The following is a 21,070-nucleotide window of genomic DNA, read 5'->3' on the forward strand; positions in this document are numbered from 1 at the left end:
CCCGTCGGCGTCCGCAGTCGGGGGTCCCGCGGCCGCGACTCCCGGCTCACCCCGCGGTCGGGTCCGGCGACTCGTCGGGCGGCTCGGCGCGCTCCCGGCTGACGATCCAGATGCCGACGGCCATCAGCGCGCCGCCGGCGAGGAACCCCGGACCGAGCGCCTCGCCCAGCAGCGCCGCGCCGAGCGCCGCCCCGACGACGGGCTGCGCGAAGAAGAACGCGGCGACGGTCCCGGCGGAGACGTACTCCAGGCCCTTGTACCAGAGGAACCACGCCGCCGCCGTCGACGCGACGCCGAGGTACAGCACGGCGCCGGCCGACTCGACGGTCAGCGGGAGGTCGGCGGGCGAACGGCCGAGGTACCACAGCTCGCCGCCGGCGAGAACCCCCAGCATCGGGACGCTCGCCAGCGAGGAGTACGTCGCCGCGCGGAGCGCCCCGTGGCGCCTGACCGCCCGGAGCCCCCAGACGGTGTAGCCGGCCCACGCCGCGCTCGCGACGAGCAGCAGCCCCACCCCGAGGAGGTTGCCGGCGGCGACCGACGCGAGCTCGTACCGCCCGGCGAGGACGACCGCGGTGCCGACGCCCGCGAGCGCCATCCCGGCCGCCTTCGTCGCCGTGACGCGCTCGCCGAGCACGAGCGCGCCGAGCGCGACGGTGAACACGGGCGTCAACACCGTCAGCAGCGACCCCTGGCTGGCGTTCGTCAGCTCGGTGCCGACGAACTGGGTCGCGACCGTCAGGGTCACCCACCCGCCGAGCGCCGCGAACGTCGCCCACTCGTCGCGCGGCGGCGCGACCCCGCCCCGGCCGGCGACGACGAGCCAGAGCGCCGCGGCACCCAGCGCGACCCGGAGGAACCCGAGCGTCACGGGCGGGATCAGCGCGAACCCCCACTTGCTGACGACGTACATCCCGCCCCACAGCGCCGCGGCTGCGAGCGGGGCGAGCGCGAACGCGTACCGTCCGAGCGTGGTCGTCATGGCGTGGGGCGAGCGGCCGAGTCGCGGTCCGTTCGCGGAAGGTCGGCGTCGGGTGTTGAAGACGGCGATACGGATCGGAGCCGGCGAGGAGTCGATCGCCGCGGACGGAGGCTCAGCCGCCCAGGTACAGCTGGGAGACCTCCTCGTCGTTCAACAGCTCCTCCGGGGTGCCCTCGAACCGGACGGTCCCCTGGTCGAGGACGTAGCCGCGGTCGGAGATGCCGAGCCCCTTCGTCACGTTCTGCTCGACCATGAGGATCGCCGTGTCCATGTCGTTGACCTCCTGAACGTCCTCGAACACGTCGTCCGCGGTGTTGGGCGCGAGCCCCGCGGACGGCTCGTCGATGAGGAGCACGTCGGGCTCCATCACCAGGGCCCGCGCGAACGCCAGCACCTGGCGCTGACCGCCGGAGAGCGTCCGCGCCTTCGAGCCGCGCTTCTCGTCGATGATCGGGAACCGGTCGTAGAGGGTCTCGATCACCTCGTCGAGGCCGCCCTCGCGGGCCACGCCCCCCATCCGCAGGTTCTCGTCGATCGTCAGCGAGCCGAACACGTTGTCGGTCTGGGGGACGTAGCCGATCCCCTCGCGGACGATCTCCTCGGGCGGCATCCCGCCGATCTCGCGGCCGTGGTACTCGACGGTCCCCGTCCACGGGGTCAACATCCCGAACGCCGTCTTGAGCACCGTCGACTTCCCGGCGCCGTTCGGGCCCACGAGACAGACGATCTCGCCCGGATCGAGCCGGATCGAGCAGTCGTCGAGCACCTGTACCTCGCCGTACCCGCCGTCGACGTTCGACAGCGAGAGCACGGGATCGGTCCCGTCGTGACCCCCGTTCGCGGGGCCGGTCGCCTCGTCGCTCATGTGCCGCCTCCGAGGTACGCGTCGACGACGCGGTCGTCGCTGCGGACCCCCTCCGGCGTCCCCTCGGTCAGGACGTGCCCCTGATCGAGGACGACGATCGGGTCCGCTACGTCCATCACGAACTCCATGTCGTGCTCGATGAGCAGGAACGTCGTCCCCTGCTCGTTGAGCCGCCGGATCTGTTCTTTCAGCTTCTTCGCGAGCGTCGGGTTCACCCCCGCCACCGGCTCGTCGAGCAGGAGGATCTCCGGCTCGGCGAGCATCGCCCGCGCGAGCTCGACGAGCTTCATCTGGCCGCCGGAGATGTCGGTCGCCGGCTGCGTCGCGAGGTGGTCGATCTCGAACTCCGCCAGGATCCGCTCCGCCTCGGCGAGGTTCGCCGACTCGCTCTCGCCGACCGACCCGGGCGACGCGAACAGCCTGAGGAACGACTCGCCGGGCTGGTTCCGCGGCCCGACCAGCATCGCCTCCCGGACCGTCATCCCCTCCAGCTTGCGCGGGGTCTGGAACGTCCGAACGAGCCCGTGCTCGGCGACCTCGTACGGCTCCATCCCCGTCACGTCGGTCCCGTTCACCTCCACGGTCCCCCCGTCGGGCTCGTAGAAGCCGGAGATGAGGTTGAACAGCGTCGACTTCCCGGCGCCGTTCGGGCCGATGAGCCCGGTGATGGTGCCGCGCTCGACCGCGAACGTCGCGTGGTCGGTCGCCGCGAGCCCGCCGAACGACTTCTGGAGGTCGTCGACGCGCAGGACGGCGTCGTCCTTCGGGAGGGCGCCCTCACTCACCGCCCTCACCTCCCTTCCGGTCGCGGACGCCGGTGTCGGGCGTCTCGGGCGCCCCCCGACCGTCGACCGCGCTCGGCCAGATCAGCTCGCGCTGCGGCGGGAGGATTCCCTGCGGCCGGTAGCGCATCACGGCGACGATCACGACCCCAATCAGCAGCAGCCGCAGCGGCGCGGGGTCGATCGGCAGCGCCACGTCGTTCAAGAATCGGGTCCCCTCGCGGATGGTGACGATGACGATGCCGCCGAACAGCGCCCCGCGGTTGGAGCCGCTGCCGCCCAAGATCACGGCGACCCACGCGTAGAACGTCGTGATCGGGTCGAGGTCGCCCGGCCCGACGTAGAGGTTCAGGTGCGTGTAGAAGACGCCGGCAAGCGCCATGATCAGGCTCCCGATGACGAACGACTGCATCTTGAACGAGTAGGTGTCCTTGCCGAGCGCCCGGGCGAGGTCCTCGTCGGAGCGGATCGTGCGCAGCACCCGCCCCCACGGCGACCGGTGCGCGCGCCGGAGGACGAAGTACGCGCCCCCCGCGAACGCGAGCACCAGCAGGACGTTCAGCGACGCCTGCCAGAACGCGGTCTCCAGGATCACCGGCGACCCGGGGATCACCTCCACCCGGAGCCCGGGCATCACCTCCGGGAACGTCGAGAGCACCGGCCACCCGGCGAAGAAGCCGGGGATACCGCGGACCCCAGCGCTGCCGTTCGTGAGCCAGCGCTCGTTGAGCACGACCAGCCGCACGACCTCCGCGAGCCCGAGCGACGCGATGGCGAGGTAGTCCGCCCGGAGCCGGAGCGTCGGGACTCCGATCAAAAGCGCCAGCGCGAACGCGGCGGCGAGCGCGACGACGAGCCCGACGAGGGGGTTGAACCCGCCCGCGACCGGCGACCCGCTCGCGGTCATCAGCGCGGAGCCGTACGCGCCGATCCCGAAGAAGGCGGCGACGCTGAAGTTGATCAGGCCGGTGAACCCCCACTGGGCGTTCAGCCCGAGCGACAGCAGGGCGTACATCCCCGCCAGTCCGACGAGGAACAGGAAGTACGTCGGGCCGAGCGCGCCGGTGAGCAGCGCGGCGAGCAGGAACAGCAGGAACGCGGCGCTGACGCCGAGCACCCACCCCTCCGGGCGGGTCAGGTCGTCGACCGCCCCCCGCGGACCGTCGAGGAGGCTCACGTCGCCCCCTCCCCGGCGATCCCGTTCGGCCGGACGAGCAGCACCGCGACCATGATCAGGAACGCGATCGCGTTCGCGTACTCGATGGTGACCAGGTTCTCCAGGGCGGTCGCGAGCCACCCCGGCCAGATCGGTAACGCCTCGATCACGTCGGAGAAGAACGGTGTGAGCTGGTTTATCATGCCGATGAGGAAGCCGCCCGCCATCGCGCCGTAGACGGAGCCGATCCCGCCGAGGATCACCGCCGCGAAGATCACCAGCAGGAGGTTGAACCCCATCCGCGGCGAGAGCTGGTTGAACAGGCCGAGGAAGACGCCGCCCGCGCCCGCGAGCCCGGCGCCGATGACCCACGTCCACAGCTTCACGCGCTTCGTTCGGATACCGCTGACGCGGGCGAGGTCCGGGTTGTCCGCCATCGCGCGCATCTTCCGGCCCAGGTCGGTGTACTGTAACAGGACGTGGAGCCCGACGACGAGCACCACCGCGGAGCCGACGATCGCGACGTCGTGGAGCGTTATCCGGACGCCGTACGGCACCAGCGACTCGATCGGTCGCAGCGGCCGCAGGTCGAACCGGGTGAAGTCGGAGCCGAACCGGATCTGGATCAGCGCCCGGTAGATGAACGCGATCCCGATCGACGTGATCAGCAGGCCGATCGAGTCGACGTCGAGCGGCTCGTAGATGAGCTTCTCGGTGCCGACCGCGACGACCGCCGCGACGGCGATGCCGGCGACCAGGGCGACGAAGAAGCCGTACGGGAGCCCCAGCACGGCCCCCCCGAGCCCGCCGACGGCGCCGAAGGTCACGAGCGCCGCGTACGCGCCGATCGTCATCGTGTCGCCGTGCGCGAAGTTCGCGAAGTCCGCGATGCTGTACACGAGCGACAGCCCGATGCTCCCGAGGACGATGATGCTGCTGAAGACCAGCCCGTTGGCCAGGTATCCGAGGACGGTCATCGGTGCTATCAGCCTTCGATGAAGTCGATGCCCTCGTACGCGTGGTCCTGGACCTCCAGGACCTGGAGGAAGCCGACCGGATCCCCGTTCTCGTCGAAGTCGATGGGACCGCTGACCCCCTGGTAGTCGACGTCGTCCGGGCCGCCGCCGTCGGCGAGGATCTCGCTCGCGGCCTCGAACGACGTCACCTCCTCGCCTTCCGGGCCGGAGACCCGTCGCACCGTCTCCTGAAGCGCCGCGCCGGTGAACTCGTCGGCGGCCTGGATCGCGAGCGCGGCGTTGATCACGCAGTCGTACGCGTACGCCGCCCACGAGGTCGGCTGCCGGTCGTACTCCGACTCGAAGGCGTCGGCGAACGACTGGTAGTTCTCCTCCTCGATCGGCGCGGAGGGGACGACGATCTTCATCCCGTCGATGCTCCCCTCGGGGGTGTTCTCCAGCACGTTGTCGCCCGAGACGGAGTCGGCGCCGTAGAACTGCGCCTCGTACCCCGACGAGAACACCTCGTTGACCATCGTCGTGAACTCCGCCTGGTAGGTGATGAACAGCCACGCGTCCGCGCCGGAGCCGTTCATCTCCGAGACGACGCTGGAGTAGGACTGCTGCTCCTGGTCGTGGGGCGTGTTGTAGACGACCTCGCCGTCGTACGCGTCGACGAACGCGTCGGTGAGGCTCTGGCCGTAGTCGTTGTTGACGTAGGTGACCGCCACCTCGTCGTAGCCGTCGTCGGCGATGAGGTTCGAGAGCGCGAGCGACTGGCTGCGGCCCGACGGCGACATCCGGAGCAGCCCCGGGAAGTCGGTGAGGTTGAGCCCGGTGGAGTTCTGGCTCAGCTGGACGACGTCGGTCCCCTCGACGACGCTCTCGTAGATGGCCAGCGAGACGCCGGAGCCGACAGCGCCGATGAGGAACGGCACGCCGTCCTGGTTGACGAGCTTCTGGGCGGCCGCGATCCCGCCCTGGTTCTCGCTCTCGGAGTCCTCGACGATCAGGTCGAGCTCCCGGCCGTCGATGCCGACCTCGTTGACGCGCTGTAAGGCGAGGTTGACGCCGCGCTGATTCCGCTCGCCGAACGCCGACAGCGACCCGGTCTGCGAGTCGACCATCCCGATCTCGTACGGGCCGGCCGACCCCCCGTCGTCGCCGTCGGAGCCGTCGCCGCCGTCCTCACCGTCCGTTCCGTCGTCGCCGCCGTCGCCGCCGTCCCCGTCGCTTCCGTCGCCGTCGTCCGTCGTGCTCAGACAGCCCGACAGGGCGACGAGTCCCGCACCGCCGGTCAGTTTCAGCAGGGTTCGCCGGTCCGCCACATCCGTGGTATCTCGTGACATATGTGACCTGATATCTCCGTGGACAGCCGGGTATCTCAACCCCGGCCCGTCCATGGTCGGGTCGATCCCATATGTTCTTTTCGTCCGGCGCGACGGTCGTGACGAGTATTTATTCACTTCAAACTGTAATGAAATAATTGGTCGGGTGCCCATATATACCGATGGGGATCCGCGGTGATCGTATGATCCCGCCCATCGCGAGCAACTTCGTCGCCGGGGAGACGCCGGAGGCGGCGCTCGCCCACGTCGAGGGGCTCAACGACCGCGGCGTGGCCGGCATCCTGAACCTGCTCGGCGAGCACTACGAGGAGCGTCCGCCCGCCGACGCCGACGCCGACGCGTACGTCGACCTCGTCGAGGCGATCGCGGAGCGCGGCGTCGACGCCTGCGTCTCCGTGAAGTCCAGCCAGATCGGGCTCGACGTCGGCGACGCCGTCTTCGAGGAGAACCTCGCGCGGATCGTCGAGGCGGCCAACTCGCCCGCGGCGACCGGATCCGACGGCCGCGGCACGTTCGTCTGGATCGACATGGAGGACCACGAGACCACCGACGTGACGCTCGACGCGTTCGAGCGCCACGCGGTCGCGACCGACGGCAACGTCGGCGTCTGCGTCCAGGCGAACCTGAAGCGGACCCGCGACGACCTCGAACGGCTCGCCGACCTCCCGGGGAAGGTCCGGCTCGTCAAGGGCGCCTACGACGAACCCGCCGAGCTGTCGTATAAAAAGAAGGCCCGCGTCGACGAGTCCTACCGCGACTGCCTCGCGTACATGTTCGAGGCGTTCGACGACGGGGTCGCGGTCGGGAGTCACGACCCGGCGATGATCGATTACGCGAAGGAGCTGCACGCCGAGCACGGCACCCCCTACGAGGTGCAGATGCTGACCGGCGTCCGGGAGTCGGCGCAGTTCGAGCTCGCGGCCGAGGACGACGTGGCGGTGTACCAGTACATCCCGTACGGCTCCAAGTGGTTCTCCTACTTCTACCGGCGGATCCGGGAGCGCAAGTCGAACGCGCTGTTCGCGCTGCGGGCGGTCGTCGGGAGCTGAGCGGGTTCGACCGAGAATCGCGCTCGGGCGTCGATCGTCGGACTCCGTCGAACCGTACTTGCGATTGAACGCGGGAGTGAGTACTGCAGATCGGTGTCTGCGTAACCGTATTTAAATAGCCGTGAGCGACGGTGACGATCGCTTATGAATGACGGATGCGGTGGCGCGCGCCTCCGAGCGGCCGCCGGTGGCGGCCGCGAGGTGCGCCGCGCGAGGGAGTCGCGAACGCCCGCAGGGCGTGAGCGACGAGGCTGGGGAGGCGTGGTGCTGTGCGGGGCGAGGCGGGACTCAAAGGGGCAGCCGCGAGGACAGCGCAGGCGACGCAAGCACTGGAGGGAGCGAACGAAGTGAGCGACCGAAGCGCGTGGTTCGAGAGAGCTTCGCTCTCTCGTCATCACGAAAGGCGCGGAGCGCCTTTCGAACGACAGCGAGCGTGCGCTGTCCTCACGGCTGGGGCTTTGGAGGAGTTCACCGCAGATCTCCTCGCGATCGATTATAACCGAGCGGCTGGGGCTTTGGAGGTGCCCACCGCGGTAGCGCCGATCAGTTATAAACAACCGACAGCAACACCGCGATTCGACTGATAAACGGCCTCGCTCACGACCTACGACACCTACTCCCGCTATCGATCGCCGCTCTGTCTGTATCGATCGCCGCTCTGTCTCTACTGGCCGCACGGGATTCGAAGGATATCGCCTATCAGAGGTCGCGACGGGGTAGGGAATCGTCGACTTCGAACTACGGGTCCAGCAGCTTCGACTCCGCCTTCCGGAGGTGTTCGAGCAGCGTCGTCTTCGAGACGCCCATGTCGTCGGCGAGCTCGCGCGTCGACGCCTGACGCGGCCACTCGTAGTACCCCGCCTCGCGGGCGTGCTCGTACACGTCCCGCTGCGTGGGCGTCAGCGTGTCGAGCCGTTGCTCGCGCGGGGTCCGGCCCGCGTGGCCCGACGACGACATCGACTCCACGGTCACCTCGGCGCCAGAGTCCGCCTGCACCGCGTCGAGCGCCTCCCGGATGTCGGTGCGCTCGCCGACGAAGCACACCTGCCACTCCTCGCGCCCGTCCTCGATCCGGACCGGCGCGCTGTGGACGAACCCGTGCTCCAGCAGCGTCGGACACACCATGTCGGCCGGGTCGTACTCCAGGAAGAACTCGCGGACGACGTTGCCCGGGGCGTCCCTCGCGCGTCCGAACCGCTCCTGCAGTTCGAGCAGGTTCCCCGCGCGGTCGGAGTCGCGGATCGCGTCGAGCAGCGCCTCGACCTCCTCGTTGGTGTCGGCGAACGCCGTGAACAGGCCGTTCACCGAGTTCGGCGCGTCGGCGTCGGTCCGCGGCGAGTTGTAGATGGCGTGCGCGAGCACGCCGCCGTCGGTCCTGCTCGTCGCCTCGATCGCCCAGCAGTTCGGGTGCCACAGGTCGAGAGTGAGCCGGGTCCCGGACCACTCGCCCGCCCCGGCCGCGTCGGTCGTTGCCATCGTTGTCGCCTCCTTGGCAGCGGATCACAAAGACTCTGCCGACCATGGTCGGGTGGGATATTTGGACGGAGCGAGGGCAAGCACCGCCTATGTCGCAGCCGTACCAACACTACGTCGACGGCGAGTGGGTCTCGGGCGCGGGCTCCGAGACCTTCGAGAGCGAGAACCCGGCGACCGGGGAGTCGCTCGGCGAGTTCCGTCGGGGGACCCCCGCGGACGTCGAGCGCGCGGTCGACGCCGCCGACGAGGCGTTCGACGAGTGGCGCGAGCTCTCCCGGATCCAGCGCGCGGAGTACCTCTGGGACGTGTACCACGAGCTCCGCGAGCGCACCGACGAGCTCGGGGAGGTCGTCACGAAGGAGTGCGGGAAGGAGATCAGCGAGGGGAAGGCCGACGTGGTCGAGGCCGCGCACATGGTCGAGTGGGCCGCGGGCGACGCCCGACACCCGAAGGGCGACATCGTCCCCTCGGAGATCCCGTCGAAGGACGCGTACATGCGCCGGAAGCCCCGCGGCGTCACCGGCTGTATCACCCCGTGGAACTTCCCGGTCGCCATCCCGTACTGGCACATGGCCATCGCGCTGGTCGAGGGCAACACCGTCGTGTTCAAGCCGGCCGAGCAGACGCCGTGGTGCGCGCAGATCATCGCGGAGATGTTCGACGACGCCGGGATCCCCGACGGCGTCTTCAACATGGTACAGGGGTTCGGCGACGCCGGCAACGCGATCGTCGAGCACGACGACGTCGAGACGGTCCTGTTCACCGGCTCGGCCGAGGTCGGCCACCACATTCAGGACAAGCTCGGCGGCGTCGCCGGCAAGCGCGCCGCCTGCGAGATGGGCGGCAAGAACGCGATCGTGATCACGGAAGAGGCGGATCTCGACGTCGCGGTCCACTCGGCCGTCATGTCCTCGTTCAAGACGACCGGCCAGCGCTGCGTCTCGTCCGAGCGCCTGATCGTCCACGCCGACGTGTACGACGAGTTCAAAGAGCGGTTCGTGGAGATCGCGGAGTCCGTCGCGGTCGGCGACCCGCTCGACGAGGAGACGTTCATGGGCCCGCTCATCGAGGCGGAGCACCACGAGAAGGTCGCCGAGTACAACGCGCTCGCCCGCGAGGAGGGCGTGAACGTCCTCGTCGACCGCACCGACCTCGACGCCGACGAGGTCCCCGACGGCCACGCGGACGGCCACTGGATCGGCCCGTTCGTCTACGAGGCCGACCCCGACGCGGACCTGCGGTGCACCCACGAGGAGGTGTTCGGGCCGCACGTCGCGCTCTTGGAGTACGAGGGCGGCATCGAGCGCGCGGTCGAGATCCAGAACGACACCGAGTACGGCCTCGCCGGCGCGGTCATCTCCGAGGACTACCGGCAGATCAACTACTACCGCGACCGCGCGGAGCTCGGGCTGGCGTACGGGAACCTCCCCTGTATCGGCGCCGAGGTCCAGCTCCCCTTCGGCGGCGTGAAGAAGTCCGGCAACGGCTACCCCTCGGCCCGGGAGGCCATCGAGGCCGTCACCGACCGCACCGCGTGGACCCTGAACAACTCGACGGAGATCGAGATGGCGCAGGGGCTCTCGGCCGACATCAAGACGAGGGACGACTGAGGGCGGTCGGCGTCGGGGCGCTCCGACCGTCCCGCCGTTCGACCGTCTATCGCTCGATCGTCTATCGCTCGACCGCGGTCGCGGCCGCCGCGACCGCTTCTCCCGGCCCGTCCGCCTCGGCGAGCGCGCCGCGGGCGACGAGCCGCTCCCGCGGCCGCCCGACCGGCTGGGGGACCGACTCCGTGCCGAGCAGCCCCGACTCTCGGAGCTTCCGCTTCACCCGCGTGAACGTCGCCGAGCTCCCGAGCCCCGCGTCCTCGAAGGCGCGGCGCAGGTCGCGGTCGAGCGCGCCGCGGCGGGCGCCGGCGACGTACGCCCGACGCCGCGCCCCGGCCAGGTCGAGGGGGTCGCCCCCGACCGCGTCGCCGCCGGGACCCTCGACGACTCCGGCGTCGAAGGCCCGCACGACGTCGTCCGCGACGGCGACGCCGCAGCGCTCCCGGACCGACTCGTACACGCGGCGGCGGCTCGGCGCCCGCGGGCGGCGCCCCTCGGCCGCCTCGACGAGCGGGACGTAGCGCTCTCGGAGCGCGGGGTCGTCGCCGACGCGGCACCACGTCGCGGTCGCGTCGCCGTCTTCCCGGCCCCCGACCGCGACGAGCACGTGACCCGTCTCTCGGCCGACGAGCGCCGGGTTCGGCTGCGGCTCCGACAGCGTTCGGAGGTCGAGAACGCCCGCCTCCGCGAGCGCCGCGAGCCGGCTCGCGCGGCGGAACTCGTCGACGACGGCGTCGATCGCGCGGTCGGTCGCGAGGACGGTGAGCGTCGGGAGCTCCGAGACGGGCGAGTCCGGCGACGGTCCCGGAGCGCCCTCGGTCGACGTCAGCCCGCGCAGCGTCGAGAGGTCCGGCTCGACGACCGCCGGCGCCGCCTCGCGGTACGCCTCGATCACCGCCGTCAACAGCGGCGGCGACGGGTCCGCGAGCACCGGGTCGGCGAGGTCCCCGATCGCCCCCCGACCGTCCGCGAACGGCAGGGTCGGTTCGGGAGGCACACGCGCACCTACGCGGCGGGCGGATTAAGAGTGGCGGCGGACGCCGGGTGCCACCCTCTCAGGGCACGTCCACGCGGGTAACGTGACCGCCGCACCCGCACCGCTCGACGTACTCCGGGTCGAGGCCGTCGCGCTCCTCGCGGAGCGCGTCGTAGAGGAACTCCTTTGGGTGACCGAGGTCGCCGTGGGTGACGAGGTTGACGTGGTTCCCGGAGGCCGTGTGGTCGACCGCCGCCAGCGCGTCGCGGACCGCCAGCTCCGGGTCGTCGGCGTACTTCGGCTCCTCCAAGTTCGCCGACCAGGAGTTGTCGTGGACCCGGTCGGTGATCGGTTCGGCGGTCTCGTCGTGGTCGTGGTCGTCGGTAGTGGATGTCATTGGAACGGTCGCTCGCGATCAGTGGTCGGCGGCCGCGATCTCGGCGCCGACGGGTCGGCTGGGGAGCTCGTCGACGAACTCCCGGACCACCGTCCGCTCGACGCGCTGAAGCGTCTCGCTGCACGTCGACTTCGCGATCCCGACGTGCTCCGCGACCTCCGTCAGAGTGGCCTCCCGCGGGACGTCGTAGTAGCCGAGGTCGACGGCCGCGAGCAGGAGCTCGCGCTGTCGGTCCGTCAGCAGGCGGGCGGGGTCGACGCGCTGGCGCACGCGCTCGACCTCGAACGAGAGGCCGAGCTCGCTCAGCCGGCGGCCCATCTCGGCGACGCGCTCGTGTTCGCCGGTGACCTCGACCTCCGCCACCCCGTCCTCGATGTCGAGCGGCATCTCGATCGGGAGGCCGGAGCGCTTCGCGGCCAGCAGCAGCAGCGGCGCGTCCGTCTCGATCCGGACCGTGGCGACGCCCTCCTCCCGCGCCATCACCGACACGGAGGTCAGCGCGTCGTGCGACCCCATCGCCGACAGCACCGCGTCGACGTCGCGGGCGGTGACCCTGACGAGGGCGAAGCCGGCCTCCTCGCCGGGGACCGCGGTGAGCACGCGGAACCCCGCGTCAGGGAACTCGCGCGAGACGTCGGCTATCCACGGGCCGTCGGGAAGGTCGACGAGGAGTCGTGCTTGTGGCATCGGTGGGTGGTCGGGGTGCGGTCGTCGTCGGTTCCGCCGTCCGGCGAGGTCCGCTCGCTGGTCGAGCGCGCGTCGGGTTACGCGTCTCGACGTAGGAGAGTAGGGGGAATACCTTCGGCGAGGATTCTCGGACACCGGGGTCGCGAGCCGAACTGTTCGGCTCGGGGTATAAAAAGGGCCGCGACGGCGGTCGCGGTCGCCGCCGCTCAGACGCGCTCGATCGTGACGTGCCACTCGTCGTCGTCGACCCGCTCGGTCTCGTGTTCGAAGCCGCGGTCCGCCAGCACGTCGTACAGCGGGACCGGCTCGAAGTCGTTCACGAGCCGCAGCCGTTCGTCCGGGCCGAGCTCGTCGAGCGCGTCGCTGATGACCGGGAACGGCGGAGCGTCGCGCTCGCGCACGTCGAGGACCGATTCGGCGTCGCTCATGCCCGGACGTGCGCCGCGGTCCGACATGGGCGTTCGCGGGAACATGTTCGACGCCGCTCGCGCTCGCCCCCCCTCTGACCGGTCGGTCGCGGACGGGAGCGCGGTCAGAAGGGACTCGTCGGACCGCTCGCGCCGGCGGCGTCCGACCCGTCCGTTCCGTCGCCGGCGGGCGGCTCGCCGCCGGACGCCATCCGTGCGAGCCGGTCGTTGACCGCCTCGCTCCCGTTGAGCGAGGGGTCGACGCGGACCCGGACCAGGTCGTAGCCGTGGTCGCCGACGGCGTCGAACGCGCGGAAGGCGCCCACCGCCAGCGGCTCCGCCTGCGGACAGAACCGCGTCGTCGGCGTGAACTCGGCGCGGAGCGTCGTCGGGTCGTCCGCCTCCTCGGCGTAGCGGAAGCCGGCGTCGGGGTGTCGCGGGTCGAGGTTGAGCCGGGCGAGGTTGTAGCCGAACGTGGCATCGTACACGCCGTACTCCTCGAAGGCGTCCCTCGCGTGTCGGTGAACGGCGACGTGGTCCTCGCCGGCGAGGACGTCGTGGTCCGTCAGGAACGCGCCCGGCTCCGGGACGTGCTCCGGCACGAACTCGTCCGGGTCGTCGAACTCGGGCTCGGAGCCGCCGAGGAGGCTCATCGGTCTCCCTCCGCCGTTCCATCGCCGTCCGCGGCCCAGATCGCCGTGACGACGCCGTCGTCCGTCTCGACCGTCTCGTACGCGTAGCCGCGGTCGTCGAGCTTCGGGAACAGGAACCGCGGGACCCGGTCGTTGCGCTGGACCAGCACGGTCTCGTCCGACAGGTCGGCGAGCAGTTCGAGCGTCCGCCGAAGCGGCTCCGGCGGGCCGAGGTCGGCGACGTCGAGGCTCTCGGTCGGCCGGTCCGCCGGCGCGTCCGTGGCTTCGAGGACCGATGTCTCCCGTGGCATGGGTCGGAGTTCGTCCTCCACGCGCCCGTCGTTTACCCCGAACCTGTTCGGGGGTTCGGCCGGGAGGGGGGGAGGCGACTACCCCCGAACAGGTTCGGGGACGCGAACAGGGGCCCGCGGGCCGTACGCGATCGCATGCGAGGCGTCCCCGGCGATCTCACGACCTCGACGCGTCCGCCCACCACGATCCCGCTCCGCCACTTCCTCGTCGGGCTGGCGTTCCTCGCCGCCGGCGGAGCGCTCGCGCTCTCGCGCGTCGCGGGCGTGCCGGGCGCGGGAGCGCCCCTCGGCGGGATCGCCGTCGCGCACCTGCTGCTCGTCGGGTGGGTGTGCCTCACGATCCTCGGCGCGATGACCCAGTTCGTTCCCGTCTGGTCCGGCGTCGAGCTCCACTCCGAGCGGCTGGCGACGCTCCAGCTCGTCGCCGTCGCGGTCGGCGTCGGCGGCTTCGCCGGCGGGCTCCGGGTCGGACGGCCGGCGGACGCGGCGCTGTTCGCGGGCCTCATCGTCCTCGGATTCGCCGTCTTCGTCTACAACCTCGCCCGGACGCTGTGGCGCGCCCGCCCCCTCGACGTCACGGAGGGGCACTTCGCGTTCGCGCTCGGCTTCCTCGCGCTCGCGGCGGTCCTCGGCGGGAGCCTCGCCGCCGACTACCGCTGGGGCGTGCTCGCCCCGCTCGGGCTCTCGCGAATCGCGGTCGTCGACGCGCACGTCACGCTCGCGGTCCTCGGCGCCGTCCTCGCGACCGTCTTCGGCGCCCTGTACCAGCTCGGTCCGATGTTCACCCAGACCGACTCGCTCCCGGTCGAGGAGCGGCTCGCGCGCGTCGAGACCGCGGCGTATCCGGTCGGCGTGACCCTGCTCGCCGGCGGGCGGCTGTTCCGGGTCGCGCCCCTCGCCGCCCTCGGCGGGCTGCTCGCCGCGGGCGGCGCGGCGGCCGCCGGGGGAGTCCTCCTCCGGCGGCTCCGCGACGCGACCGCGCCGGCGACCCCGATGCTCCCGCGGTACGCGGTCGTCGCCGTCGCGACGCTCGCGTGGAGCGCGACGGCGGCCGCGACGTGGGTCGTCGACCCCTTCGGTCCGGCGGTCCGGTTCGGCCACCCCGGGGTCGGGCCCGTCCTGCTCGGCGCGCTCGTCGGCTTCGTCGTCGTCGGGAGCCTCTACCACGTCGTCCCGTTCATCGTCTGGCTCGACCGGTACGCCGACCGGGTCGGGCTGGAGCGCGTGCCCGCGATCGACGACCTCTACGACGCCCGCGTCGCGACCGCCGACCTCGCCGCGACCGTCCTCGGCGCCGCCCTCCTGCTCGCGGCCGCGCTCTCCCCCGCGCTCGCCTCGGTCGGGCCGGGCACCGGGCTCTCCGCCGGCGTCGTTCGGCCCCTCGGCGGCGCGCTCGTCGTCGCCGGCGCGCTGCTGTTCGCCGCCAACGCGGTCGCCACCGTCGTCCGACACGGCGGCCCCGAGCTGCTCGGCGGGGGCGCGGCCGAGTCGGGGCCGACGGCGAACGCGGACCCCTCCGACGGTCCCGACGGCCCCGGCGGCTGAACGCGACCGGGAGCGGTCTCCGCCTCTTTTTTCCTCTCTCCACCTCTCTTTTCCTCTCTTCTCCTCTCTCCACCTCTCTTCTCCTCCCCTCTCGCCTCCTCCGCCACCGAGCCGCGCCGAAACGCCCATTCGGAGTCGGGCCGAAGCGGGGGCGATGGCCGACCCCGTGCGCGGCGACGTCCCCGAGGTCGAGGACGGCCCCGAGTACGACCTCGACTTCCGGGAACACCCCGAGCGCTACCGACACACGGACGACGAGCGCGGCGCGTTCAAGATCGAGCCGTACAAGAGCGAGCTCCTCCCGCTGTGGGGGATCGCGACGCGGTCCGACGCCGAGGAGGGCGCGGCGGCGATCCACGACCGGTACCGCGAGTACCGCGAGGACGGCGACCTCGTCGGGATGGACATGGCGCGCAAGTACCTGCAGATGGGCTGGACGCGAGCGATGCGCTACGCGAAGTACCCCGGCGGACGGAAGTACGAGACGGACGAGGGCGAGCGCGTCGAGCGCGAGCCGCGGGAGTGGCACGACGAGGAGAAGCGCGAGATCGCGCTCGTCTACAGGCGGTACCTCGATCGGGTCCGGGAGGACGACGCGTACGAGCGCGCCGTCGACCGGCTCCGGTAGCCAGGTTCCGTCGCGCGGAACGCGACCCGCCTCGCGCGTAGCGCGACCGCGGCGACGCCCGCCGCGAACGCGGCCCGTTCCGTCAGGCGCCGTCCCCGAACGTCTGCGAGAAGAGCGCCGCCGTCACGGTCCGGAGGTGTTCCGACACCGTGGACTTCGCGAGGTCGAACTCGGCCGCGACGTCGGCGGCGGAGGCGCCGCCAGCCTCGAAGTACCCCTTCTCTGCGGCGACCGTCGCGACCTCGGCCTGCCTGTCGGTCACGCCGGCGAGGTCGACGGGGACCACGTCGCCGCCGAACTCCCCCGCTTCGCCCCCGCGGTCGACGCAGAGCCGCCGGAGCTCCACGCCGAGCCCGGCGGCCTCGCACTCGTCGACGATCGCCCGCAGCTCCTCGTGGCCGGTCAGGACGAAGGAGAGCCGGAGCTCTCCGTCCTCCATCGCCGTCCGACGCGGCGAGACGGGGAAGTTCTCGAACGCCGCCGGGAGCCCGCCGCAGGAACACCCCACGCAGGCCGCGTCGCTCTCGGTCGGCGGCGAGGGGTCGACGGCGTCGGCGCTCGGTTCGGTCCCCGGCGCGTCCGTCGGATCGCCGGCCTCGGCCGCGCCCATCACGACGCCGCCGTCGGTGGCCGCGTCGTCAGCTGCGCGGCCACCGTCCGTGCCCGCGTCGTCGACTGCGCGGCCACCGTCCGTGCCCGCGTCGTCAGCTGCGCGGCCACCATCGGTCGCCGGGCGTCCGCACTCGATCTCGTATCGCCCGTGCGCCCGGCCGCCGAACTCGACGAGGTCGAGTCCGGTCGGCGGGTCGTCCGGCGGGTCGTCGGCGACGAACTCGACCCGGTCGTCCGCCGCGTCGACGCGCAGGTCCTCCACCGCGGTGCTCGACGAGAGCGCGGCCACGGGACAGCGGTCGCAGGCGGAGACGGAGAGCTCGACGTGGATCCCGTCGGTCATGGGCGAACGTAGCATCCCCGCGATTCATATAACGCGGAGCGGTTTCCAAGGCGGTGGGAAGGCCGTCGAGCGCCCGTCACCGCGCGCTCCGCGGCCGTTCGCCGGAATCCCGCGATCCGTTCCGGTGAGCGCGCCCTTTTGACGTCCGGGCCGGAACCGGACGGTATGCCGCCGCTGGAACTGCCGCTCGGGCTCGGCACGTCCGGGCTCGACGACCCCGACGAGTGCACCGCCACCGTGACCGCCGCCCTGGAGGCCGGCTACCGCCACGTCGACACCGCGCAGATGTACGACAACGAGGCCGCGGTCGGCGAGGGGATCGCCGCCGCCGACGTCGACCGCGACGACGTCGTCGTCGCCACGAAGGTCCACCCGGAGAACCTCGCGCCCGAGGACGTCCGCGAGACGGCCCGCGAGAGCCTCGACCGGCTCGGGCTCGACCGCGTCGACCTGCTGTACGTCCACTGGCCCACTCGCGCGTACGACGCGGAGACGACCCTGCCGGTCTTCGACGAGCTGCGCGACGCGGGGCTCACGGACCACGTCGGCGTCTCGAACTTCACGCCGGAGCTGCTCCGCGAGGCCCGCGGGATCCTCGACGCGCCGATCGCCGCGCATCAGGTGGAGTGTCACCCCAGGTTCCAACAGCGAGAGCTCCGCGACCTCGCCGCCGAGTTCGACCACCGCCTCGTCGGCTACTCGCCGCTGGCCCGCGGCGACCTCTTCGACGACGAGGAGTTCAGAGGCGTCGCCGAGCGGGCCGACCGCTCGCCGGCCGTCCTCGCGCTCGCGTGGGCGCTCGCTCGCGGCGTCGCGCCGATTCCGAAGGCGACGGGCGACCACGTCGGCGAGAACCTCGGCGCGGTCGACGCCGACGTCGAGCCCGCCGTTCTCGACGAGGTCGACGCGTTGGCCCCGGGCGACCGTCGCATCGATCCCGACGACGCGGCGTGGAGCCGCTGAGAGGCGCTCGACCGTTTCTCACCGACCGCAGACCGTCGATCTCAACCACCGGGCGCAGACCGCCGACCTCAGACCGCCGCCAGCCGCGCCGCCAGCTCAGCCTCCGCGCGGTCGACGAGGTCGGCCGTCGGCTCGCCGAGGTAGGTCGTCCACTGGTCGATGAACCCCGAGCGTCCGAGCATCCTGACGACCTCGTATATCGGGCGTCGCTCCTCAAACCCCGGCGGGAGCCCGCCGGCGCGCTCTGCGTAGCCCGCGCGTAGCGCCGCCGCGTAGCGCTCGGGTCCCCGCTCGTCGAACCCGCTGAGGAGCTGGTCCTCCGCCCTGACGAGGTCGCGGGCGGGGTCGCCGACGTGGGCGAGCTCCCAGTCGATCGGGACGATCCCGTCGGTCGTGCCCGCCCCGTCGGCCCCGCCGCGACCGTTCCCGCCGTCGGCGACGAACAGGTTCGGCATCGCGACGTCGCCGTGGAGGAGCGCGGCGGGGGCGTCGCGGAGGCGGTCGCGGTTCGCCTCGATACAGTCGATCGCGGCGTCGTAGTGGTGTGCGAGCCGCTCCGACGTGCCGATCCGGCGGGTTCGCTCGACCGTCCGCAAGAGCACGTCGGGCCACGGCGCGCGGTCGAGGTTGAGCCCGCCGCGCCCGTCGCCCCCGGCGATCTCCCCGTGCGCCTCGAACCGCTCGGCGTGGAGCGTCGCCAGCGTCGCGCCGACGCGGCGGAGGAGCGCCGCTCGGTCCGCCTCCCCGTCTCCTCCGCTCCGGCCGCCGAGCTCCTCCCACGCGCCGCGGAGCTCGCGGCCCGGCGCGGGGGCCGTGACGAGGTAGGGCGCGGCCGCGTCGGGGTCGGCGGCGAGCACCTCGGGAACCGTGAGTGGCCGCTCGGCGGCCACGTGCCGCAGCACCGCCAGCTCGCGGGCGATCCGGGCGCCGTCGCCGTCGACCGCGACCTTGCAGAACGCCCGACCGCCGTCCGCGAAGGCGACGCCGACCGTCTCGTTGCCGCCGTTCCACGAGGGGCCGACGTCGGTCAGGCGCTCGACCGACCGCTCCGGGAACGCCTCGCGGAGCGCCGCCGCCGCGGTCTCGTCCATGCGGGCTCGTCGCGTCCGACGGCTGTAAAGGCTGCTGTCACGGCTGTTAGCACGAGACGGAGAACGCGTCTTTCACGGCCGAGAAACGGCAAATAGGGGACATCTACCGACAGCCTCATACCTGTTGGTGATACATCAGTTAGCCGTGAGAGACGACGCGTTCGGGGGGCGAGTGGGATTCGAGGTCGACGGGGAGACGCTCCGCGTCCGCGACGAACTGGAGGGCGCGGAACTCCGGCTGGTGCTGGACCGCGAGGTCGACCCGCAGTCCGCGCTCACGGAACTGTTCCCGTTCCCGGTCGACGACGCGGTCAGCTTCGAAGCCAGTTCCTTCTCCGTGCCCGACTACTCGTCGGTGAGAGTCCGGTCGGACGACGGCGAGTTCATCGCCCGCCTCGACGATCCGATGGAACTCCCTCGCGGGTCCTACTGCTTCGATGTGAGCGGCGCGACGAAGACGTTCGTCCGCGTCGTCGACGTCGGCCCGTCGACGACTGGTACGGTCGAATCGGGTCCCGTCGACGTCGAATTCGACCGGCCGGTCACCGTCTCCGTCGGTGCGCGCTCGCGCCATACGCGGCCGGAGGCGACGATCACCGTGCCGGACGACCCGACGGCGCTCGCGGAGGCGGTCTCGGTGCTCGGTTCGTCGATCAAGGAGTTCTCGCCCGAGCGCTCGTGGCCGACGCTCCGCGGGTACCCGCCGCGGATCGAGCGCGGCGACGAGCTTAGGATCCCGAGCCCGCTGACCCGGCCCGACACGGGGGTCGAGGTGGTCGTCCGCCCCGAGTACGCGGACGTCTACCGGCTCTCGACGCTCTCGTACTATCTCGGCGCGCGGATGGTCGTCGGCGACGCGCCCGCGGTCCGGCTCGACACCGGGTACGTCGAGCCCCTGCCGACCGACGGGGTCGCGCTCGAAGCGCGCGCCGAGGAGCTGCTCCGGACGTGGTTCTTCCTCGACACGCTCGCGCGGACGGACGGGTACGTCCCCTCCGATCGGTACGAGTACGAGCAGGTCGGCCCGGAGCTCCCCTTCTATCCCCCGAACCTCGCCGACCTGTCGATGAGCGAGCGCCTCATGGAGTACCTCGAGGTCGACCCGGAGACGGTGGCGCCGTACATGCCCGACTGGCCGACGGAGGCCGTGCTCCGTCCGGGGCCCGCCGGCGCCGAGCTACTGCCTCACCTCGCGCACGTGCTGGCTCCGGTCCGGGTTCGCGGTGCGGCGGAGCCCGACGACCCCGAGGCGCCGGCGGCGCTCGCCACGTCCCCGTGGCTCTCCCCGGCGAACGAGGTCCCGAGCCCGGACGACGACCCGCTCCCCGCCGGTACGTCGGTGTCGACCCCTGCGAGCTACGAGAATCGGCTCCAGCGCGAGACGACCGCACGCGGCGAGGTCCGAGTCGTCGCGCTGGTCGGTTCGCCGGACCGCGCGGCGACGGTCCGTCGCGCGCTCTCCGATCCGGCGGTCCCGGAGGGGGTGGGCGAGTGGACGGTGATCGACCGACCCGACGCGGCGACCGCCGCGGCCGTCCTCGCCGACCCCGAGACGGACATCGCGTAGTGCGGGCTCCCGGTCGGCGACGGGGCGGTCGTCGCGTCCGACGGCGCCGTCGCGCTCGGCGACCTCGACGACGCGCCGGCGCTGACGATTTTCGAGGGGACCGACGGGGTCCGGGAGGGCGTACGGGTCGTCGAAAACGGCGGCATGGGATCGATCGTCGCCGCGCAGTGTCTGGACCGTCGCTCGGTTCGGTCGCTGGTGGCGTTATTGGCCGCCTCGGTCCCGACAGATGCGAGTGTTTCCCTCTCCGGTATCTCTGACAAAACGGATGTTCGGTGTGTCTGCTGCCCGGCCGCGTCGGTTGCTTCCGACCAAATCCTCTCGAAGCACGCTGACTACTTTAACTCGCGGTCGCCGATGTCGTACCGCCTTCGCCGAAGGTCGATCCTGACGCAGTCTGGTCGAATCGGAACCGAGGTATCGCAGGTATTCGACGGCTCAAGTGACTTGTCCGAACTGGCCGGGACGGAGCGCACCGCTGCCTCAGAGTTCGATTCCTCGCAGATCCTGGCGCTCCTCCGCGAGGACGACTCCGTCGTCAGACTCGACGGGCGACTTCTGCTCCCTTGCGACGGTCTCACCGAGTCGGACATCGAGCGACTGGCCGAGCGGTCCCTCGCGGAGCGCGCGGACGACGAGACGGACCGGACCGACCGGACGGAGCAGCGGCGCGGCGAGTGAGCGAGTGA

At 71.6% G+C, this 21,070-nt stretch carries 20 protein-coding genes and 1 pseudogene; 6 read left to right on the forward strand and 15 right to left on the reverse strand.

Annotation, left to right across the window (positions count from 1 at the left end):
• Window positions 1-46: 46 nt before the first annotated feature.
• The 6 genes from NO900_RS11515 to NO900_RS11540 all read right to left on the reverse strand — a co-directional run bounded on the left by NO900_RS11515 (window position 47) and on the right by NO900_RS11540 (window position 6,090).
• Window positions 47-982, reverse strand: a complete 936-nt coding sequence (locus NO900_RS11515; protein WP_256409369.1) for a DMT family transporter — start codon at window positions 980-982, stop codon at window positions 47-49.
• 112 nt (window positions 983-1,094) lie between these two features.
• Window positions 1,095-1,847 carry an ABC transporter ATP-binding protein gene (locus NO900_RS11520; RefSeq protein WP_256409370.1) on the reverse strand — a complete coding sequence of 251 codons (753 nt, stop codon included), beginning with the start codon at window positions 1,845-1,847 and terminating at the stop codon, window positions 1,095-1,097.
• Entirely contained in the window at window positions 1,844-2,632 is a 789-nt protein-coding gene (locus NO900_RS11525) for an ABC transporter ATP-binding protein (protein ID WP_256409371.1), read from the reverse strand. The genes NO900_RS11520 and NO900_RS11525 overlap by 4 nt, the downstream gene beginning before the upstream one ends.
• Window positions 2,625-3,806, reverse strand: coding sequence for a branched-chain amino acid ABC transporter permease (locus NO900_RS11530; RefSeq protein ID WP_256409372.1), 1,182 nt, complete (start codon window positions 3,804-3,806; stop codon window positions 2,625-2,627). Before NO900_RS11530 ends, NO900_RS11525 begins: the two co-directional genes overlap by 8 nt.
• Window positions 3,803-4,762 (reverse strand): branched-chain amino acid ABC transporter permease, encoded by a 960-nt coding sequence (locus tag NO900_RS11535; protein WP_256409373.1) that lies wholly within the window; start codon window positions 4,760-4,762, stop codon window positions 3,803-3,805. Before NO900_RS11535 ends, NO900_RS11530 begins: the two co-directional genes overlap by 4 nt.
• Before the next feature lie 8 nt (window positions 4,763-4,770).
• Window positions 4,771-6,090 (reverse strand): ABC transporter substrate-binding protein, encoded by a 1,320-nt coding sequence (locus tag NO900_RS11540; RefSeq protein ID WP_256409374.1) that lies wholly within the window; start codon window positions 6,088-6,090, stop codon window positions 4,771-4,773.
• Between the two features lie 182 nt (window positions 6,091-6,272).
• Between NO900_RS11540 and NO900_RS11545 the strand changes: the two genes are divergently transcribed.
• Complete coding sequence (locus tag NO900_RS11545; protein ID WP_256409375.1) at window positions 6,273-7,139, forward strand: proline dehydrogenase family protein; 867 nt, start codon at window positions 6,273-6,275, stop codon at window positions 7,137-7,139.
• Between the two features lie 738 nt (window positions 7,140-7,877).
• Here the strand turns inward: NO900_RS11545 and NO900_RS11550 are convergent.
• Window positions 7,878-8,615 carry a helix-turn-helix domain-containing protein gene (locus NO900_RS11550; protein WP_256409376.1) on the reverse strand — a complete coding sequence of 246 codons (738 nt, stop codon included), beginning with the start codon at window positions 8,613-8,615 and terminating at the stop codon, window positions 7,878-7,880.
• Window positions 8,616-8,704: 89 nt separating this feature from the next.
• Here NO900_RS11550 and NO900_RS11555 point away from each other — a divergent pair, with 89 nt between their 5' ends.
• Window positions 8,705-10,225, forward strand: a complete 1,521-nt coding sequence (locus NO900_RS11555) for an aldehyde dehydrogenase family protein (protein ID WP_256409377.1) — start codon at window positions 8,705-8,707, stop codon at window positions 10,223-10,225.
• A 61-nt stretch (window positions 10,226-10,286) separates the two neighbouring features.
• Here the strand turns inward: NO900_RS11555 and NO900_RS11560 are convergent, their stop codons facing one another.
• The 6 genes from NO900_RS11560 to NO900_RS11585 all read right to left on the reverse strand — a co-directional run bounded on the left by NO900_RS11560 (window position 10,287) and on the right by NO900_RS11585 (window position 13,632).
• The gene (locus NO900_RS11560; protein ID WP_256409378.1) at window positions 10,287-11,219 is read right to left on the reverse strand and encodes a transcriptional regulator TbsP domain-containing protein; all 933 of its coding nucleotides are present in this window, start codon (window positions 11,217-11,219) and stop codon (window positions 10,287-10,289) included.
• Between the two features lie 58 nt (window positions 11,220-11,277).
• Entirely contained in the window at window positions 11,278-11,595 is a 318-nt protein-coding gene (locus NO900_RS11565; protein WP_256409379.1) for a CGCGG family putative rSAM-modified RiPP protein, read from the reverse strand.
• Between the two features lie 18 nt (window positions 11,596-11,613).
• Complete coding sequence (locus NO900_RS11570) at window positions 11,614-12,282, reverse strand: helix-turn-helix domain-containing protein (protein ID WP_256409380.1); 669 nt, start codon at window positions 12,280-12,282, stop codon at window positions 11,614-11,616.
• A gap of 206 nt (window positions 12,283-12,488) precedes the next feature.
• Window positions 12,489-12,710 (reverse strand): DUF2249 domain-containing protein, encoded by a 222-nt coding sequence (locus NO900_RS11575; RefSeq protein ID WP_256409381.1) that lies wholly within the window; start codon window positions 12,708-12,710, stop codon window positions 12,489-12,491.
• 104 nt (window positions 12,711-12,814) lie between these two features.
• Window positions 12,815-13,342: a DUF7998 family protein gene (locus tag NO900_RS11580; protein ID WP_256409382.1), complete on the reverse strand. Its 528-nt coding sequence runs from the start codon at window positions 13,340-13,342 to the stop codon at window positions 12,815-12,817.
• Window positions 13,339-13,632, reverse strand: a complete 294-nt coding sequence (locus tag NO900_RS11585) for a DUF2249 domain-containing protein (RefSeq protein WP_256409383.1) — start codon at window positions 13,630-13,632, stop codon at window positions 13,339-13,341. Before NO900_RS11585 ends, NO900_RS11580 begins: the two co-directional genes overlap by 4 nt.
• 135 nt (window positions 13,633-13,767) lie before the next feature.
• On the opposite strand from NO900_RS11585, the gene NO900_RS11590 reads away from it, so the two are divergent.
• On the forward strand, window positions 13,768-15,177 hold the full coding sequence (locus NO900_RS11590; RefSeq protein WP_256409384.1) for a hypothetical protein: 1,410 nt from the start codon (window positions 13,768-13,770) through the stop codon (window positions 15,175-15,177).
• A gap of 154 nt (window positions 15,178-15,331) precedes the next feature.
• Window positions 15,332-15,805 (forward strand): DUF4385 family protein, encoded by a 474-nt coding sequence (locus NO900_RS11595; RefSeq protein WP_256409385.1) that lies wholly within the window; start codon window positions 15,332-15,334, stop codon window positions 15,803-15,805.
• An 82-nt stretch (window positions 15,806-15,887) separates the two neighbouring features.
• Here the strand turns inward: NO900_RS11595 and NO900_RS11600 are convergent, their stop codons facing one another.
• A complete protein-coding gene (locus tag NO900_RS11600) occupies window positions 15,888-16,760 on the reverse strand; it encodes a helix-turn-helix domain-containing protein (RefSeq protein WP_256409386.1) in 873 nt (290 codons plus the stop codon).
• A gap of 165 nt (window positions 16,761-16,925) precedes the next feature.
• Between NO900_RS11600 and NO900_RS11605 the strand changes: the two genes are divergently transcribed.
• Window positions 16,926-17,723, forward strand: a complete 798-nt coding sequence (locus NO900_RS11605) for an aldo/keto reductase (RefSeq protein ID WP_256409387.1) — start codon at window positions 16,926-16,928, stop codon at window positions 17,721-17,723.
• A 68-nt stretch (window positions 17,724-17,791) separates the two neighbouring features.
• Here the strand turns inward: NO900_RS11605 and NO900_RS11610 are convergent, their stop codons facing one another.
• Window positions 17,792-18,814: a phosphotransferase family protein gene (locus NO900_RS11610; RefSeq protein WP_256409388.1), complete on the reverse strand. Its 1,023-nt coding sequence runs from the start codon at window positions 18,812-18,814 to the stop codon at window positions 17,792-17,794.
• Between the two features lie 145 nt (window positions 18,815-18,959).
• On the opposite strand from NO900_RS11610, the pseudogene NO900_RS11615 reads away from it, so the two are divergent.
• Window positions 18,960-21,062: pseudogene (locus tag NO900_RS11615) on the forward strand (hypothetical protein).
• Window positions 21,063-21,070: the final 8 nt, after the last annotated feature.

This window comes from Halorubrum rutilum, assembly GCF_024494565.1.